Annotated in this window: 14 protein-coding genes; 6 read left to right on the top strand and 8 right to left on the bottom strand. The window is 65.9% G+C overall.

All coding sequences use genetic code 11. The features are described from left to right. Window positions 1–38: 38 nt before the first annotated feature. From AC3A6I_RS04415 to AC3A6I_RS04395, 5 genes are all read right to left on the bottom strand, one after another. On the bottom strand, window positions 39–1,118 hold the full coding sequence (locus tag AC3A6I_RS04415) for an Mrp/NBP35 family ATP-binding protein (RefSeq protein WP_487542006.1): 1,080 nt from the start codon (window positions 1,116–1,118) through the stop codon (window positions 39–41). A gap of 149 nt (window positions 1,119–1,267) precedes the next feature. Next, window positions 1,268–1,921 (bottom strand): fructose-6-phosphate aldolase, encoded by a 654-nt coding sequence (gene fsa, locus AC3A6I_RS04410; RefSeq protein WP_487542004.1) that lies wholly within the window; start codon window positions 1,919–1,921, stop codon window positions 1,268–1,270. A gap of 84 nt (window positions 1,922–2,005) precedes the next feature. After that, window positions 2,006–3,190, bottom strand: coding sequence for an amino acid aminotransferase (locus AC3A6I_RS04405; protein WP_487542002.1), 1,185 nt, complete (start codon window positions 3,188–3,190; stop codon window positions 2,006–2,008). Window positions 3,191–3,450: 260 nt separating this feature from the next. Beyond that, window positions 3,451–4,377 (bottom strand): electron transfer flavoprotein subunit alpha/FixB family protein, encoded by a 927-nt coding sequence (locus AC3A6I_RS04400; protein WP_487542000.1) that lies wholly within the window; start codon window positions 4,375–4,377, stop codon window positions 3,451–3,453. Beyond that, window positions 4,377–5,126, bottom strand: coding sequence for an electron transfer flavoprotein subunit beta/FixA family protein (locus AC3A6I_RS04395; RefSeq protein WP_487541999.1), 750 nt, complete (start codon window positions 5,124–5,126; stop codon window positions 4,377–4,379). Before AC3A6I_RS04395 ends, AC3A6I_RS04400 begins: the two co-directional genes overlap by 1 nt. A 389-nt stretch (window positions 5,127–5,515) precedes the next feature. Here AC3A6I_RS04395 and AC3A6I_RS04390 point away from each other — a divergent pair, with 389 nt between their 5' ends. From AC3A6I_RS04390 to AC3A6I_RS04380, 3 genes are all read left to right on the top strand, one after another. Further along, entirely contained in the window at window positions 5,516–6,673 is a 1,158-nt protein-coding gene (locus tag AC3A6I_RS04390; protein WP_487541997.1) for a M20 aminoacylase family protein, read from the top strand. Between the two features lie 438 nt (window positions 6,674–7,111). Then, entirely contained in the window at window positions 7,112–8,167 is a 1,056-nt protein-coding gene (locus AC3A6I_RS04385) for an AbrB family transcriptional regulator (RefSeq protein WP_487541995.1), read from the top strand. A 133-nt stretch (window positions 8,168–8,300) separates the two neighbouring features. Further along, window positions 8,301–8,627 (top strand): hypothetical protein, encoded by a 327-nt coding sequence (locus AC3A6I_RS04380; RefSeq protein WP_487541994.1) that lies wholly within the window; start codon window positions 8,301–8,303, stop codon window positions 8,625–8,627. 153 nt (window positions 8,628–8,780) lie between these two features. Here the strand turns inward: AC3A6I_RS04380 and AC3A6I_RS04375 are convergent, their stop codons facing one another. The 3 genes from AC3A6I_RS04375 to AC3A6I_RS04365 form a co-directional block, all read right to left on the bottom strand. Then, window positions 8,781–10,427: an alpha-glucosidase gene (locus tag AC3A6I_RS04375; protein WP_487541992.1), complete on the bottom strand. Its 1,647-nt coding sequence runs from the start codon at window positions 10,425–10,427 to the stop codon at window positions 8,781–8,783. A gap of 313 nt (window positions 10,428–10,740) precedes the next feature. Next, window positions 10,741–11,526, bottom strand: a complete 786-nt coding sequence (locus AC3A6I_RS04370; protein ID WP_487541990.1) for an SDR family NAD(P)-dependent oxidoreductase — start codon at window positions 11,524–11,526, stop codon at window positions 10,741–10,743. Window positions 11,527–11,550: 24 nt separating this feature from the next. Then, window positions 11,551–12,483, bottom strand: a complete 933-nt coding sequence (locus tag AC3A6I_RS04365) for a 2-hydroxyacid dehydrogenase (protein WP_487541989.1) — start codon at window positions 12,481–12,483, stop codon at window positions 11,551–11,553. Window positions 12,484–12,653: 170 nt separating this feature from the next. On the opposite strand from AC3A6I_RS04365, the gene AC3A6I_RS04360 reads away from it, so the two are divergent. The 3 genes from AC3A6I_RS04360 to AC3A6I_RS04350 all read left to right on the top strand — a co-directional run bounded on the left by AC3A6I_RS04360 (window position 12,654) and on the right by AC3A6I_RS04350 (window position 15,997). Next, window positions 12,654–14,072 (top strand): circularly permuted type 2 ATP-grasp protein, encoded by a 1,419-nt coding sequence (locus AC3A6I_RS04360; protein ID WP_487541987.1) that lies wholly within the window; start codon window positions 12,654–12,656, stop codon window positions 14,070–14,072. Window positions 14,073–14,237: 165 nt separating this feature from the next. Then, window positions 14,238–15,182, top strand: coding sequence for an alpha-E domain-containing protein (locus AC3A6I_RS04355; RefSeq protein ID WP_487541985.1), 945 nt, complete (start codon window positions 14,238–14,240; stop codon window positions 15,180–15,182). Next, window positions 15,182–15,997, top strand: coding sequence for a transglutaminase family protein (locus AC3A6I_RS04350; protein WP_487541983.1), 816 nt, complete (start codon window positions 15,182–15,184; stop codon window positions 15,995–15,997). Before AC3A6I_RS04355 ends, AC3A6I_RS04350 begins: the two co-directional genes overlap by 1 nt. Window positions 15,998–16,060: the final 63 nt, after the last annotated feature.

Below are 16,060 nucleotides of genomic sequence, written 5' to 3'. Positions count from 1 at the left end.
GGTGGCGCGCCGGCCTTCCAAAGGGGCCAGGCTCGCGATCACGGCTTGAGCTGCGGGTGGGCAGCAAGGAGCTTTTGTGCGATGGCGCGGAACGCCCGGGCCTCGACACCGCCGGGATCACTCGCGACCACCGGACGGCCGGCATCGGAGGTTTCGCGGATCGACATCACCAGCGGGATTTCGCCGAGGAAGGGGATGTCGAAGGTCGCGGCCGCCTGCTGGGCGCCGCCATGGCCGAAGATGTCGTAGCGCGCGCCGGTGTCGGGGGCGACGAAGTAGCTCATGTTCTCGACGAGGCCGAGAATGGGCACGTCGGTGCGCAGCAGCATGTCCATCGCCTTCTTGGCGTCGATCAGCGCCAGATCCTGAGGGGTGGAGACGATGACGGCGCCGAGCAGCGGCACCTGCTGGACCAGCGAGATCTGGATGTCGCCGGTGCCGGGCGGCAGGTCGACGACGAGCACATCGAGCCCGTCCCAGTCGCTCTCGCGCAACAGCTGGCGCAGCGCCGAGGTGGCCATCGGGCCGCGCCAGACCACGGCCTGGTTGGCGGTGAGCATGGAGCCGATCGACATGGCTTTCAGGCCATAGGCTTCATGCGGGGAGAAGATGCCATCGGCACGGACGGCGGGCTTGCCTTCGATGCCGAGCAGCTTCGGTACGGAGGGGCCGTAGAGGTCGGCATCGAGGAGGCCGGTGCGCAGGCCTTCGGCGGCAAATCCGAGAGCGAGGTTGACCGCGACGGTGGATTTGCCGACGCCGCCCTTGCCCGAGCCGACGGCGATGATGTGGCGCACGCCGGGCACAGCCTCGCGCGGCGGCGGGCCGGGACGCCCTTGCGCCTTGGCCTGCCCCGTCGCGGCCTGCGACCGGTCGGAGGTCAGCGACACCATGACCTTGCGGCCTTCGGCGACCGCTTCGGCGGCCGCCTGGGCACGCTCGCGGGCGGGGCCGAAGGCGGCCTCCATGCCGGGTGCGACCGAGATGGCGAAGGCCACGGCGCCGGTGGTGACGATGATCTCGCTCAGGCCGCCATAGCCGGCGAGAGCACCGCCGCCGGGAATTTCGACGGTAGCGAGGGCCTGACGGACGGCGGCGGCGATGGATTCATTGGCCATGGGAAGGGTCTCGCCCGAATCTCCCCGCTGTCACCGGGTCATTCCCGCGAAAGCGGGAACCTCTGTTTCTTCGACTGCAGCACTCTCGCAAACGGAGATCCCCGCTTTCGCGGGGATGACACCGAGTGTAGCGCCGCGACCAAACGGAACTACAGGATCGACTGACCTGTGGCTTTCCAGTCCTTCACGAACTGGTCGAGGCCAGACTTGGTCAGCGGGTGGTCGGCCAGCTTGTAGATCACCGCCGGCGGGATGGTGGCGACATCGGCGCCCGCCAGCGCGGCTTCGGTCACGTGGTTGGGCGTGCGGATCGAGGCGGCGAGGATCTCGGTGGTGAAGGCGTAGTTGTCGTAGATCTGCCGGATGTCGCGGATCAGCTGCATGCCCTCGATGTTGATGTCGTCGAGGCGGCCGATGAAGGGCGAGATATAGGTGGCGCCGACCTTGGCGGCGAGCAGCGCCTGGTTGGGCGAGAAGCAGAGCGTGACGTTGATCTTGATGCCTTCGTCGTGGAAGGTCTTGGTGGCCTTGAGGCCATCGACGGTGAGCGGCACCTTGACCACGACGTTGCTGGCGATCTTGGCGAGGTGACGGCCCTCGGCGACCATGCCCTCATAGTCGGTGGCGGCGACCTCGGCCGAGACCGGGCCGGGGACGATCGAGCAGATTTCGGCGATGACTTCCTTGAAGTCGCGGCCGGATTTGGCGACGAGCGAGGGGTTCGTCGTCACACCGTCCAGCAGGCCGGTGGCGTAGAGATCGCGTATATCCTTGATCTCGGCGGTATCGACGAAGAACTTCATAGCTGTTTCCCCTCCAGGGAGACTTTTGTTTTCTACGACTAACGTATGCTGTTTGCGGCCAATCTCAAGGCGTCTTGCGAGGCCTCAGCGAACGGCAGCCAGCAGCTTGTCGGCCAGTTCGCCGACCCGATCCTCGGGGATGCCGGCGACGTTGATGCGGCTGTCGTTGATCATGTAGATCGCATCATCGAGCTTCAGCTTCGTGACGACATCCTCGGGCAGGCCAAGCAGCGAGAACATGCCCGAATGCTGGGCGATGAAATCAAAGTCCTTGCTGTTGGAACGCTGGCGGATGGCATCTGCCAGTTTGACGCGCAGCCGCTTCATGCGTTCCCGCATTTCGGTCAGCTCGGCCTCCCACTCGGCGCGCAGATCCTTGTCCTCGAGGATGACGCGGACGACTTCGGCGCCGTGATCCGGGGTCTGGCTGATGGTGCCGCGGATGATGTTCTGCATCTGCGAGGAGACGACGTCGGCGGTGGCCGCGTCTTTGGCGATGGCGATGGCGACGCCGGCACGCTCGCGGTAGAGGCCGAAGTTCTTCGAGGCCGAGAACGCGATCATGCATTCGGGCACGCTGGTCGCCACCTTGCGCACACCATAGGCGTCGGCCTCGATGCCGTCGCCGAAGCCGAGATAGGCGAGATCGACGAGCGGGAAGGCGCCGGTGCGCTTCAGGCTCTCGACCACGCGATCCCACTGGGCATTGGTGAGGTTTGCGCCGGTCGGGTTGTGGCAGCAGCCATGGATCAGCAGGATATCGTTGCCGTCGAGGCCATCGACGACCTGCATCATGGCGTCGAAATCGACGCCGCGGGTCTGGGCGTTGAAGTACGGATAGTAGTGCACCGACAGCCCGGCATTCTCGGCGAGCGGAATGTGGTTGGGCCAGGTCGGATCGGAAATGAAGATGCGGCCGCCCGGACGGGCGCGGCCGAGCACATGCATCAGGATCATCAGCGCGCCGGTACCGCCGGCGCCGTTGACGGTGCGGATGCGGGACTGATCGACCGTGCCGCCGAGCGCCAGATCGACGATGGCGGAGGAGAATTCCTTGTTGCCGACCACGCCCTTGTAGGTCTTGGTCTTGGCGCTATCGAGGATGCGCTGCTCGGCCTTCTTCACCGAGGTCATGATCGGGGTGTTGTTGCCCGGGTCTTTGTAGACGCCCACGCCAAGATCGATCTTTCCGTCACGGGGATCGGCGGCGTACTCGGCCATCAGCACGAAAATCTTGTCGAGCGTGGCCTTCTGGAGGGTCTCAAACATCTGTTGTTTCCGGGGGAAGGTAAGGCGGGGTGTTTATAGGCGAGGATGACGGAATTGCAACGGGACGTTGGTCTTGTGGCAGGACCGGCGGCGCGTGTGGCCCCACCCCACCCACCCGCTACGCGGGTCCCCCCTCCCCATCAAGGGGAGGGAGTACCGACTGCATGCTGCAGTGCTTGAGGTTGCCCGCGATTTCCCTCCCCCTTGTGGGGAGGGGGGACCGCCAAAGGCGGTGGGTGGGGGTAGCCCCAAGCACCGGCCTACCGTTTCAGCTCCGCAATCAGCTGCGGCACGACCTCGAACAGATCGCCGACCAGGGCGATGTCGGCGATTTTCATCAGCGGGGCTTCCGCATCGGTGTTGATGGCGATGATCTTCTTCGCGCCCTGGATGCCGGCGAGGTGCTGCAGGGCGCCGGAGATGCCGATGCCGATATAGAGGTCGGGGGCGATGATCTTGCCGGTCTGGCCGACCTGCCAGTCGTTGGGCGCGTAGCCGGCGTCGACCGCGGCACGCGTGGCGCCGACCGCGGCGCCGAGGGCTTTGGCCAGCTCTTCGACCAGCGCGAACTTTTCTGCCGAGCCGAAGCTGACGCCGCCGGAAACGACGATCTGGGCCGTGCCGAGATCGGGCAGCTCGCTCTCGGTGCGATGGGCGGCGATGAATTTTGCAACCGCGGCAACCGAGGCGGTGACCGGCGCAATCGGGGCGTTGTTGCCGGACTGGGCCGGGCGGAACGCGGAAGCGCGGATGGTGAGCAGGTGTTTCGGTTCGCCCGAGGCGATGGTCTCGATGGCGTTGCCGGCATAGATCGGCCGGTCGAAGCGGTTGGGGCCGTGGATGGCGATCACATCGGTGACCGGCATCAGATCGAGCTTTGCCGCAAGGCGCGGGATGGCGTCGCGGCCGGTGGCGGCCGAGGCGGCGACGATGTGGCTGTAGGGCTCGGCCAGTTCGGCGAGCAGCTTTGCCAGAGGCTCGGGGCTGAGATTGGCCAGCTCGGCGCTGTCGGCGACGAGCACCTTCTCGACACCCGCGATCTTGGCGGCTTCAGCCGCGATGGCGGCGACGCCCTGCCCCGCGACGAGCACGTGGACCGGACCGAGCTTTTCGGCGGCGGCGACGATGCGAGCGGTCGAGGCGGAGAGCTTGCCGAGATCGTGCTCGGCGAGGACGAGGACGGTCATCACAGGGCCTCGAGTTCGGACTTGATCGCGGCGGCGAGTTCGCCGACCGAGGCGACGGTCTTGCCTCCCGCGCGTTCGGCGGGCGGGCTGACCTTTTCGACGGTGAGGCGCGGGGCGACGTTGACGCCGAAATCGGCGACCGGGCGGACGGCCAAGGGCTTCGAACGCGCCTTCATCACCATGGGCAGCGCGGCGTTGCGCGGGGTGTTGAGGCGCAGGTCGGCGGTGACGATGGCGGGAAGCGGAACGCTCACCGTGGCGCGGCCGTAGTCGACCTCGCGGGTGACCTCGAGGTTGGCACCGACCACCTTGACCTCGGAGGCGAAGGTCGCCTGCGGCCAATCGAGCAGGCCGGCGAGCATCTGGCCGACCTGGTTGGAGTCGTCGTCGACGGCCTGCTTGCCGAGCAGCACGAGGTCCGGCTTTTCCTCGGCGACCACGGCCTTGAGGAGCTTGGCGACTGCCAGCGTCTCCACCCGGCCCTCGGCTTCGATGAGGATGCCGCGATGGGCGCCCATGGCGAGGGCGGTCAGGATGACGTCGTTGGCCTGTTTCGGCCCGATCGAGACGATGACGATCTCGCTGGCATGGCCGGCTTCGGCCAGCTGCACGGCGGCTTCGACGGCGTGCTTGTCGAACGGGTTCATCGACATGCGCACGTTCTCGGTCTCGACGCCCGAGCCATCGGGGCGGACCCGCACGCGCACCGCATGATCGACCACGCGCTTGACGGCAACGAGGATTTTCATCGCTTCCTCCGGAGGTTGGCCGGTCTTTTGCAGAATTGGCCGGGACGGGCAAGTTCAGGAGGGGAAATTCTTGGCGTGGGGAGGTGGTGAAGTGAAACACCGTACTGGCGGCCAGCTTCTCTCCCCTTGCGGGAGAGAAGCGAGACTTGTGAGCGATAGCGAACTAGTCGCAGCAGAGAGGGGGTGCAGTGGCGCACTATGCCCTCCACGACCCCCTCTCTTGCGAAAACTAAGGACTTAGCTGCGCTAAGCCCAAGTTTCGCTTTCTCCCCCGCCAAGGGGGAGAAGATCACCGATGGGCCGGTGCAGGGCTGCCAGAGCCGTGGCGCGGGTTGACGCCTCCATGCCCCGACCGGCACAGTGGCCGCTTACTAGACCCAGGTTCCCAAATGCCCGTTATCAACCGCATCGCGGAGTTCGCCGACGAGGTCGCCGCATGGCGACGTGATTTCCACACCCACCCGGAGCTGCAGTACGACGTGCACCGCACGGCCGGGCGCGTAACCGAGCTGCTGCAGCAGTTCGGGGTCGACGAGGTGGTGACCGGGATCGGACGGACGGGCGTCGTCGGCGTGATCAGGGGGCGCGGGCCGGGCAAGACCATCGGGCTGCGCGCCGACATGGACGCGCTGCCGATCAACGAGAAAACCGGCAAGCGGTACCAGAGCGAGACGCCGGGGAAGATGCATGCCTGCGGGCATGATGGGCACACGGCAATGCTGCTCGGAGCGGCAAAGTATCTCGCCGAGACGCGCAATTTCGACGGCACCGCGGTGCTGATCTTCCAGCCGGCCGAGGAAGGCGGCGCCGGCGGGCGCGCCATGCTCGAGGACGGGCTGATGGAGCGGTTCGGCATCGAGGAAGTCTACGGCATGCACAACATGCCCGGCACGCCGCTCGGCCATTTCGGCGTGCGCGTCGGCGGGATCATGGCGGCCTCGGATGCGTTCGATATCGCCATCGAGGGTGAAGGCGGGCATGCCGCCATTCCGCACAACACGGTCGACCCGGTGCTGATCGCGGCGCACATGATCACGGCGTTGCATTCGATCGTGTCGCGCGACATCGACCCGATGAAATCGGCGGTGCTGAGCGTGACCATGCTGCAGGCCGGCGAGGCGTTCAACATCATCCCGCAGACGGTGAAGCTCACCGGCACGGTGCGCACGCTCGACGAATCCATTCGCGACACCATGGAAGAGCGGCTGCGCGGGGTGGCGCAGGGCATCGCCGGAACGTTCGGCGGCAAGGCCGAGGTGAGCTATCGGCGCGGCTATCCGGTGACGGTGAACACGGCCGAGGAAGCGGAATACGCCGCGCGGATCGCCGCCGAGGTGGCGGGCGAGGAGCGCGTCGACGCCAATGCCGACGCCAAGATGGGCGGCGAGGATTTTTCCTACATGCTGCAGGCGCGGCCGGGGGCCTACATCTTCCTCGGCAACGGGCCGAGCTCGGAGCTGCACTCGGACACCTACGACTTCAACGACGAGATCATCCCGGTGGGGGTGAGCTATTGGGTGAAGCTGGTGGAGGGAACGGCGAGGTAGGGGCGAAGACCCCTCGCCCGTCTCGGCCTGCGGCCGATCCACCCTCTCCCCGACGGGGGGAGGAACAGAGGTGATCACCGATGCATCGGTATTCTTCTCCCGTCGGGGAGAAGGTCGCGCGCAGCGCCGGATGAGGGGTGGCAGGAAGCCGACATCCGTAGCCCCTCCACCGACTTCGCCTCCCCCGCAAGGGAAGCGTTCACCTCGGCCGCAATTGCCCACCGGGTCATCCCGCGCCAAAGCGGGGATCCCCGTTTGATGGCGCGCACCGCAAAAAGAGGTCCCCGCTTTCGCGGGAATGACTCCGCGCCAAACGGCATCTCCGAAGCGCAATCCAACAGGGGAGGATCGCCCCCTACCCCAAACGGACCGCTTCCCTCCGTCCGCCGATTGCTGAATAGTTAGGCTCCTAGCCTTTTCGATTCACTTTCCGGCCCGATGTCCACTCCCCTTCCTACCGGCGTCATGCTTCGTCGGGTCATCATCACATTGCTGATTTCTGCGGCAGGCGGCGGGCTTGTGACCCTGGCGCAACTGCCGGCAGGCTGGCTCGCCGGCGGGGCGCTGGCGGTGGCGGTCGCGTCGCTGTGGGGCGTGAAGGTGCACATGCCGAACGGCCTGCGCGACGTCACCTTCGTCCTCACCGGCCTCTCCATGGGTGCGGCGGTAGCGCGGGATTCGCTGGCGCTGATGGTGCAGTGGCCGATCACGCTGGCGGCGCTGGCGATCGAACTGGTGCTGATCGTGTGGCTGACCGGGTGGCTGCTGCGGCGACTTTACGGGCTCGATCGCGGCACGGCCTATCTCAGCTCGTTCCCGGGGCATTTGAGCTTCGTGATGTCGATTGCGGCGGCGGGCGTGGGCGATGCACGGCAGATCGTCATCATCCAGGTGATCCGCATCCTGCTGCTCACCATCTGCGTGCCGATCGGGGCGCTGTTCCTGCCGGTCGGGCACTATGCGGCGGCCGGCGGCGTGATCGAGCCGATGAAGCTCGAGACGCTGGTCATCGTGGCCATCGCCTGCGGGATCGTCGGCTTCATCTTCACCAAGCTCAAGGTGCCGGCCGGCTTTGCGCTCGGCGCCATGGCGACTTCGATCATCTTCAAGTTCGCCGGCTGGTTCGAGGGACAGATCCCGCCCCTCTTTCTCATCGGCGTATTCATTCTCGTGGGCGCGCTGATCGGCTCGCGCTTCGTCGGCATCACCATGAAGGAATTTTTGAAGGCGGTGGCGGCGGGCTTGGCCGGCACGGCGCTGACGGTGGCGATCAGCACCGGGGTCGTGATCGCGGTGATGCCGTTCGTCGACATGCCGTTCGGGCAGATCTGGCTCGGGCTGTCGCCGGGCGGGCTCGAGGGCATGGGCGCGCTGGGCATCGCGCTGGGGTTCGATACGGCATTCATCGCGGCGCACCATGTGAGCCGGCTGCTGATGTTGACGCTCGCCATCCCCACGGTGGTGATGCTGATCAAGCGCAAGGAACTGCCGTAGCGACAAGCACTGGGTCATTCCCGCGAAAGCGGGAACCTCTGTCTTTAGTGCCTACCAAGAACGGAGTGAAGCCGCCGTAGTTGTGACCGAAACGAATGGTCGATAGCTTCGCGCCACGATCGGAGTCCTCGCCATGTTTCGCCCGCTGCTCGCCCTCGTCATCGCTGCCGTGATCGCGGTGCCGCTCGCCGTTTCACCGGCCTCGGCGCAGGGGCGCGCGCTGTGCAACAAGAATGACCAGGAGGGGCTCACGATCGAGTTCGGCGTTTCGGTGGGCAAGTTCAGCCGGCAAGAGCAGGAATCGCTGTGGAAGATGGAGCTCAGGCAGGCGCACGGCATCAGGGCCCGCAGTGTCAAGCGGACCTGGGACGGCTGCCTCGAGGTCTACCTGCAGGAGCCGGACGGGCACTTCAACACGCGCTACTACGACGAGGACACGCTGGAGCTGGTGCAGGAGTGAGTAGCGAGGGGCCGGTCTGGATCTCGCCTTCTCACCAGCTGTCATTCCTGCGAAAGCAGGGATCCATTCTCCGCCCGCGTTGGCTGTGAGTTGGATCCCTGCTTTCGCAGGGATGACAGCCGGTGGTGAACAGCCAACCGCGAACCGCTCGGGTCAGCGCTTGCGCCGGCCGCCAAACGCCACGCTCATCTCCGCCGTCGGGAAGAACGCAAAGCCGTTGGCGCCGAGCTTGAGCTTGCTCTTCCGCCGCTCAGCGGCCTGAGCCAGAACGGGCTCGGGCGCGCCCTCGCCGAGCGTCACCGTGAGTGGGTCGCCCGACAGGTTGAAGAGGCAGGTCAGCGCCTCGTTGCTGATCTTGCTGCCGAAGCGGCGGAAGGCGAGCAGCGGTTCGCCGACTTTCAGGAACTCGATGTCGCCATCCTTCAGCACGCCGTGTTCCTTCCGGAAGGCGAGCATCTGGCGATAGAAGGCGAGCGTCGAGTCCGGGTCGGCATTCTGGGTGGCGACGTTGAGGGCCGAGTGGTTCGGCTTGATCGGCAGCCACGGCTTCGTGCCAGAGAAGCCGTTCGGCGCCTCGCCCTCCTCCCACGGCATGGGGGTGCGGCAGCCGTCGCGGCCCTTGTACTCGGGCCAGAAGCGGATGCCGGGCGGATCGGTCAGTTCCTCGAACAGGATATCGGCCTCGGGCAGGCCCAGTTCCTCGCCCTGGTAGAGACAGACTGAGCCCTTGAAGCTCAGCAGCATGGCGGCGGCCTGGCGCGACAGCGCGACCGGGTCGGCGCTCTCGGCGGACCAGCGGGTGACGTGGCGGCGGACGTCGTGGTTGGAGAAGGCCCAGCACGGCCAGCCATTGGGTGCGCCGATGAAGAACTTGCGCTGCTTGTCGCGGAAATGGGCGGCGGTGAATTCGTCGCCGAGCATGTCGAAGGTATAGGCCATGTGCAGCTTGTCGCCGCCGGAGGTGTATTCCTCCATCAGCTGCAGGCCTTTATGGCTGTCGCCGATCTCGCCGACCGTGGTGCGGTCCTCGTACTGGTCGAGCAGGTCTCGCACGCGCTTGAGGAACGTCACGTTCTCGGGCTGGCTCTTGCCGTAGCGGTGCTCCTGCATGTCGTAGGGGTTCACGGCGTAAGGCAGGTGCTTGGGGCGACGGGCGGGCGGATTGTTCCGCAACTGTGCATCGTGGAAATAGTAGTTCACGGTGTCGAGCCGAAAGCCATCGACGCCGCGCTCGAGCCAGAAGCGCATGACGTCGAGCACCGCATCCTGCACGGCCGGATTGTGGAAGTTGAGGTCGGGCTGCTCGATGAGGAAATTGTGGAAGTAGTACTGGCCGCGTGAGGGGTTCCACTCCCACGCCCGCCCGCCGAACACTGACGGCCAGTTGTTGGGCGGCGTGCCGTCGCGCCTGGGATCGGCCCACACATACCAGTCGGCCTTGGCGTTGGTGCGGTTGAGCCGGCTCTCCCGGAACCAGGGGTGGAGGTCGGACGAGTGCGACAGCACCTGGTCGATGATCACCTTCAGCCCGAGCGCGTGGGCGCGCGCGATCAGATCGTCGAAATCCTCGAGACTGCCGAACAGGCGGTCGACCTCTTTGTAGTCGGAGACATCGTAGCCCATGTCCTTTTGCGGGGACTGGTTGATGGGGCTCAGCCAGATGGCGTCGACGCCCAGGCTCGCGATGTGGTCGAGCCGGCGGATGATGCCGGGCAGATCGCCCACGCCGTCGTCGTTGGTATCCTGAAACGAGCGCGGATAAACCTGATAGATCACCGCGCCACGCCACCACTCAGCCATTCAGTCACTCCGCCGCCAGTTCGCCAGTCTCGCCACGGGCGGGACAAAAACGCAATCGGCGAAAGGGGGATGGGTTCCTAACTCGCGTTGCTGCAAACACTGATGCTTGTGGAAGGCTTCTCCCCCTTGGCGGGGGAGAAAGCGATTTCTTGGGCTTAGCCCTTCGCTAAGCCTTAGAAATCGCAAGAGAGGGGGTGGTCTTGGGGGGCACGGCCGCGTCATCGCCACCCCCTCTCTGCTGCGACTAGTTCGCTATCGCTCACAAGTCTCGCTTCTCCCCCGCCAAGGGGGGAGAGGGAGCCGGTGTGTGCGGCTACGGCGTCTCGTAAGCCAGCGACGGGAACTGCGTCGCGTACTTCCCGCCGGAGCAGTCGATATGCGCACCGGTGATGTACTTGGCGAGATCCGATGCGAGGAAAGCCAGCAGGTTGGCGACGTCCTGCGGGTCACCCCAGCGCCGGAGCGTCAGGGTGTCGAGCAGCTTCTGCTTGCGCTCCTCGGGAGCGTCGGCGAAGTGGTTCATCAGCGTCGGCACCATGCCGGGCGAGTAGCAGTTCACCGTCACGTCGTAAGGGCCGAGTTCTCCGGCGAGCACGCGGGTGAAGCCGACCACGGCGTATTTCGAGCTGGCATAGGCCGCCCCGCCGATCGAGGGGGTGATCGCAGCATAGGAGGCCGCGTTGAGGATGCGGCCCCATTTCTGGCGCTTCATGATCGGCGCCACCGCCTGGCTCATCAGGAACGTGCCCTTGGCATTGGTGTCGAAATTGTCGTCCCAGACCTGCTCGCTGAGCTCGGTGACGCGCGTGCCGGATGCCACGCCCGCATCGTTGACGAGGATGTCGACGCGCTCGAACTCGGCCTCGACGGCGGCGACCGCTTGTTTCACCTGCGCGGCATCGCGGATGTCGCAGAGGATGCGCTTGCCCTTCCAGCCGGCCTCGGTCCATTCGACCGAGGCATCGTCGAGCAGGTCCTGCTTGAAATCGACGATGACGACGGTGGCGCCCTCGCGGGCGAAGGTGCGGGCGATGACGCGGCCGATGCCGCGCCCCGCGCCGGTGACGATGGCGACCTTGTCCTTGAGGTCGATCTGCATGGGTCCCTCCTCCCTGAGCGAACGCTAGACGACGGCGCTGGGCAGCGGATCGCCGGCAAAATGGGCGACGAGATTGGCGACGACGAGGTCGGCCATCTTGTTGCGGGTCTGGTGCGTCGCGCTGCCCTGGTGGGGCGAGAGCACGACGTTGTCGAGCTGCCAGAAGGCCTCGTCCATGGCCGGCTCCTTCTCGAACACGTCGAGGCCGGCGCCGCCGAGCTGCTTCGATTTCAGCAGCTCGAGCATGGCCGCTTCGTCGACCAGCGAGCCGCGGGCGACGTTGACGATGAAACCTTCGGGGCCAAGAGCCTCCAGCACTTGGCGGCTGACGATCTTCTCGGTGCCCTTGCCACCCGGGGCGATGATGACGAGCCAATCGCTGTCGCGGGCCATGTCGACGAGCTTGTCGTAATAGACATAGGGCTCGTCGGACTGGCGGGTGCGGCCATGATAGACGACGCGCATCTTCATGGCCTGGCAGCGCACGGCGATTTCCTTGCCGATGCGGCCGAGCCCGAGGATGCCGACGGTCTTGCCGTTGAGCTCGGTGAGGAGCGGGAAGCCGGCGCCGCCGGCCCACTTGCCCTGGCGGACGAACTGGTCGGCCTGCGGAATGCGGCGGGCGGTTGCGATCATCAGGCCCAGGGTGAGCTCGGCGACGGCGTCGTTGAGGACGTTGGGCGTGTTGGTGACGCGGATGTTGCGCTGCTTGGCGGCGGCGGTATCGATGGTGTCGTAGCCGACGCCGAAATTGGCGATGATCTCGAGCCTGGGCAGCTTATCCATGAGCGCGGCGTTGACGTTGCTGCCGGCGATGGCGCGGACGCGCGGGCCGACTTCGGCAATCAGCGCGTCCTTGTCGGCAGCCTCGTGCAGCTTGTGCACGGTGTAGCGCCTGGCCAGCTCGGCTTCGCAGCGCGCGAGCAGCTTGTGGGTCTGCAGTATTTCTTCAGGCATATGGTCTCTTCCCTTTGCGCGCGAATTTGTAGGGGGGAATCGCCGGCGGGGAAAGGCGACATTGGTGCAGCGTCGCGCATTTTGGCGACTTCAAGCCCGCTTGTGGCCCTGCAACAAATGTGTAGCAATGAGAAGGCAGTGGGTAGGCCGCAGAGCCGAAGCAGGGGTGAATGGCAGCCGCGCCGTTTGACGAGATGACCAATGCGGACGGATCGGTCCGCGAACCCTATCTGATCCTGGAAGAGTGGCTCAAGGAACAGCCGCCCCAAGCCCTCAGCCTCATGTCCGGCGATGCGGAAAGCCTGTTCCGCCGGCTGGGTATCACCTTCGCCGTTTATGGCAGCAACGAGGGTACGGAAAAGCTCATTCCCTTCGACATCATCCCGCGCATCATCTCGGCGCTGGAATGGCGCAGGCTTTCCAGGGGCATCGAGCAGCGGGTGCGGGCGCTCAACGCCTTCCTCCACGACATCTACCACCGCCAGGAGATTCTCAAGGCCGGGCGGGTGCCGGAAAAGCTGATCCTCCACAACTCGGCCTTCTGCCCCGAAATGATGGGGCTGGATCCGGCCCGCGGCATCTACTCGCACATTATCGGCGTCGACATCGTCAGGACCGGGCCGGACGATTTCTACGTGCTCGAGGACAACCTGCGCACGCCCTCGGGCGTCAGCTACATGCTGGAAAACCGCGAGGCGATGCTGCAGCTCGCCCCAGAATTGTTCCAGCGCTACAAGGTGGCGCCGGTCGAGCCCTATCCCGAGACGCTGCGGCGGACGATGGAGAGCGTCGCGCCGGGCGGCGTGCACGGCTCGCCCAACCTCGCGGTGCTGACGCCGGGCATCTACAACTCGGCCTATTTCGAGCACTCGTTCCTCGCCGACCAGATGGGCGCCATGCTGTGCGAGGGGCAGGATCTGTTCGTCGAGAACGGCAAGGTGTTCATGCGCACCACCTCCGGCCCCGAACGGGTGGATGTGATCTACCGGCGCATCGACGACGATTTCCTCGATCCGCTGACCTTCCGGCCGGATTCGATGCTGGGCGTGCCGGGGCTGTTCGACGCCTATCGCGCCGGCAATGTGACGCTGGTCAACGCGCCGGGCACGGGCATTGCCGACGACAAGGCGGTGTATGTCTATGTGCCCGAGATCATCGAGTTCTACCTGGGCGAGAAGGCGCTCTTGAAGAACGTGCCGACCTATAACTGCACCAACGACGATGAGCGGGCCTATGTGCTCGAGCATATCGAGGAACTGGTGGTGAAGGAGGTGCACGGCTCAGGCGGCTACGGCATGCTGGTGGGGCCGACCTCGACCAAGGCGCAGCGCGAGGAATTCAAGAAGAAGATCCTCGCCCGGCCCGACAACTATATCGTGCAGCCGACACTGGCGCTGTCGACCTGCCCGACCTTCGTCGACAGGGGCATCGCGCCGCGGCACGTGGACCTTCGCCCGTATGTGCTGTGCGGCGACGATATCCGGATCACGCCCGGCGGGCTGACGCGCGTCGCGCTGAAGAAGGGCTCGCTGGTGGTGAACTCGTCGCAGGGCGGCGGGACCAAGGATACCTGGGTGCTGGAGGAATGAGGATGCTGCACTGGCTGACCTCCCCCCTCCCATCCTCCCCCACAAGGGGGGAGGTGCCGTTCAGTTCATCTGGCACGATCGCGCCCCAGCCACCGGCCTACACCTCCCCCCTTGTGGGGGAGGATGGGAGGGGGGTGCCACACGCGCTGAAATCCGAGGTCCGCCATGCTCGGTAGAACCGCCCAGAACCTCTTCTGGCTCTCCCGCTACATCGAGCGGGCCGAGAACATGGCGCGTATGTTCGAGGTCGGCTACCGCATGAGCCTCACGTCCCGTCGCGAAGGCGGCGCGTCCGAGCATCTGGTTTCGATGATGCAGGCGGCCGAGGTCGACGAAGGGTTCAACCTCAAGCACAAGCAGGCCGATGTCGGCAGCGTGTCGCACTACATGATCTTCGACGAGGAAAACCCCTCCTCGGTGAAATCCTGCCTGCTCGCGGCGCGCACCAATGCGCGCTCGGTGCGCACGGCGCTGACCACGGAAATGTGGGAATCGATCAATGCGGCCTGGCTCGAGTTCTCGAGCATCCGGCCGCGCGACACCAGCGGGGCGAAGCTCCAGGAGCTGCTGTTCTGGGTGAAGCAGGTAAGTAACCGCTATCGCGGCGCGCTGCTCTCGACCTTCCTGCGCGACGAAGGTTATGCCTTCAGCCAGGTGGGCAATTTCGTCGAGCGGGCCGACAACACGGCCCGCATCCTCGACATGAAATATTACGTGCTGCTGCCGCGGGCGACCATGGTGGGCGGCGATGTCGACATCGCGCAGTGGACGATGATCCTGCGCGCGGCTTCGGCGCATCGCAGCTACCGGCACGTCTACCACGACCGATACAAGGCCTGGAACATTGCAGACTACCTGATCCTCAGGCCGGAAATGCCGCGCTCGCTGATCTTCTGCCTCGACTGGATCAACCGGACGGTCGACATGCTCGAGGAGATTCACGGCGGGCGGGGCGCGGCGCATGATGCGGTGGATTCGGTGGCCGAGCTGCTCGACGGCACGACGGTGGACCGCGTGTTCGAGTACGGGCTGCACGAGTTCCTGACCGAATTCATCGCCCGCAACAACCGGATCACCGACGCCCTCGCTGAAAGCTACAATTTCTACTGATGCAGATCGCCATTCGACATCGACTGAGCCTTGCCATCGGCGCCGGCGTTTCGCGCAGCGTACAGCACATCCTGCTGACGCCGCAGACCGGGCCGACGCAGACGGTGCGCGAGTGGGCGATCGACATGCCGGGCTTCGACCGCGCCGCCAGCTTCGCCGATGCGTTCGGCAACCGGGCGCAACTGGTGAGCCAGACCAAGCCCGAGGCGGAGCTATTGATCTCGGTCGCGGGCATGGTCGAGACCATCGACCGCAACGGCGTGGTCGGCCGGGTGCCGGGAGACATCCCCCCTGCCCTTTATCGCCGGCCGACGGCGCTGACCAGGCCGGTGGGCGCCATCACCAGCAAGTTCCGCGCCGTGCCCAAGACCGGGCAGGACCGCATCGCACTGCTGCACGGGCTGATGGCCCGGGTGGCCGAGGTGGTGGGCGGCGGGGAGCAGAGCCTGTCGCAAGCGCAGGACGGGCCGAGCCAGAGTCAAAGCCAGGAGCAGACGCAGGCGGCGCGACCGCCGGCCGCGGATTTCGCGCACGCCTTCATCGGCGCGGCGCGGGCGCTGGATGTGCCGGCGCGCTATGTGACGGGGTACCTGTTCGCGGGTGGAGACGAGCCGGCGGCGCTGCATGCCTGGGCCGAGGCGTGGGACGACGGGCTGGGCTGGATCGGGTTCGACGCGATGCACGAAGTGTGCCCGACGGACCGGCACGTGCGGGTGGCGGTCGGCCTCGATGCGGTGTCGACCATGCCGGTGCGCTCGATCCCGGTGGTAGGCGAGCCGGTAGTGCTGGGGATGACGGTGGAGGCGGCGCAGTAGGGGCAAAACCCCTCACCCGTCTCGCGCTACGCGCGATCCACCCTCTCCCCGACGGGGAGAGGA

The organism is Devosia sp. Soil_C_22, from assembly GCF_057657195.1.
The sequence above is the reverse complement of the archived record's forward strand: the minus strand, read 5'-3'. Positions and strand labels throughout refer to the sequence as shown.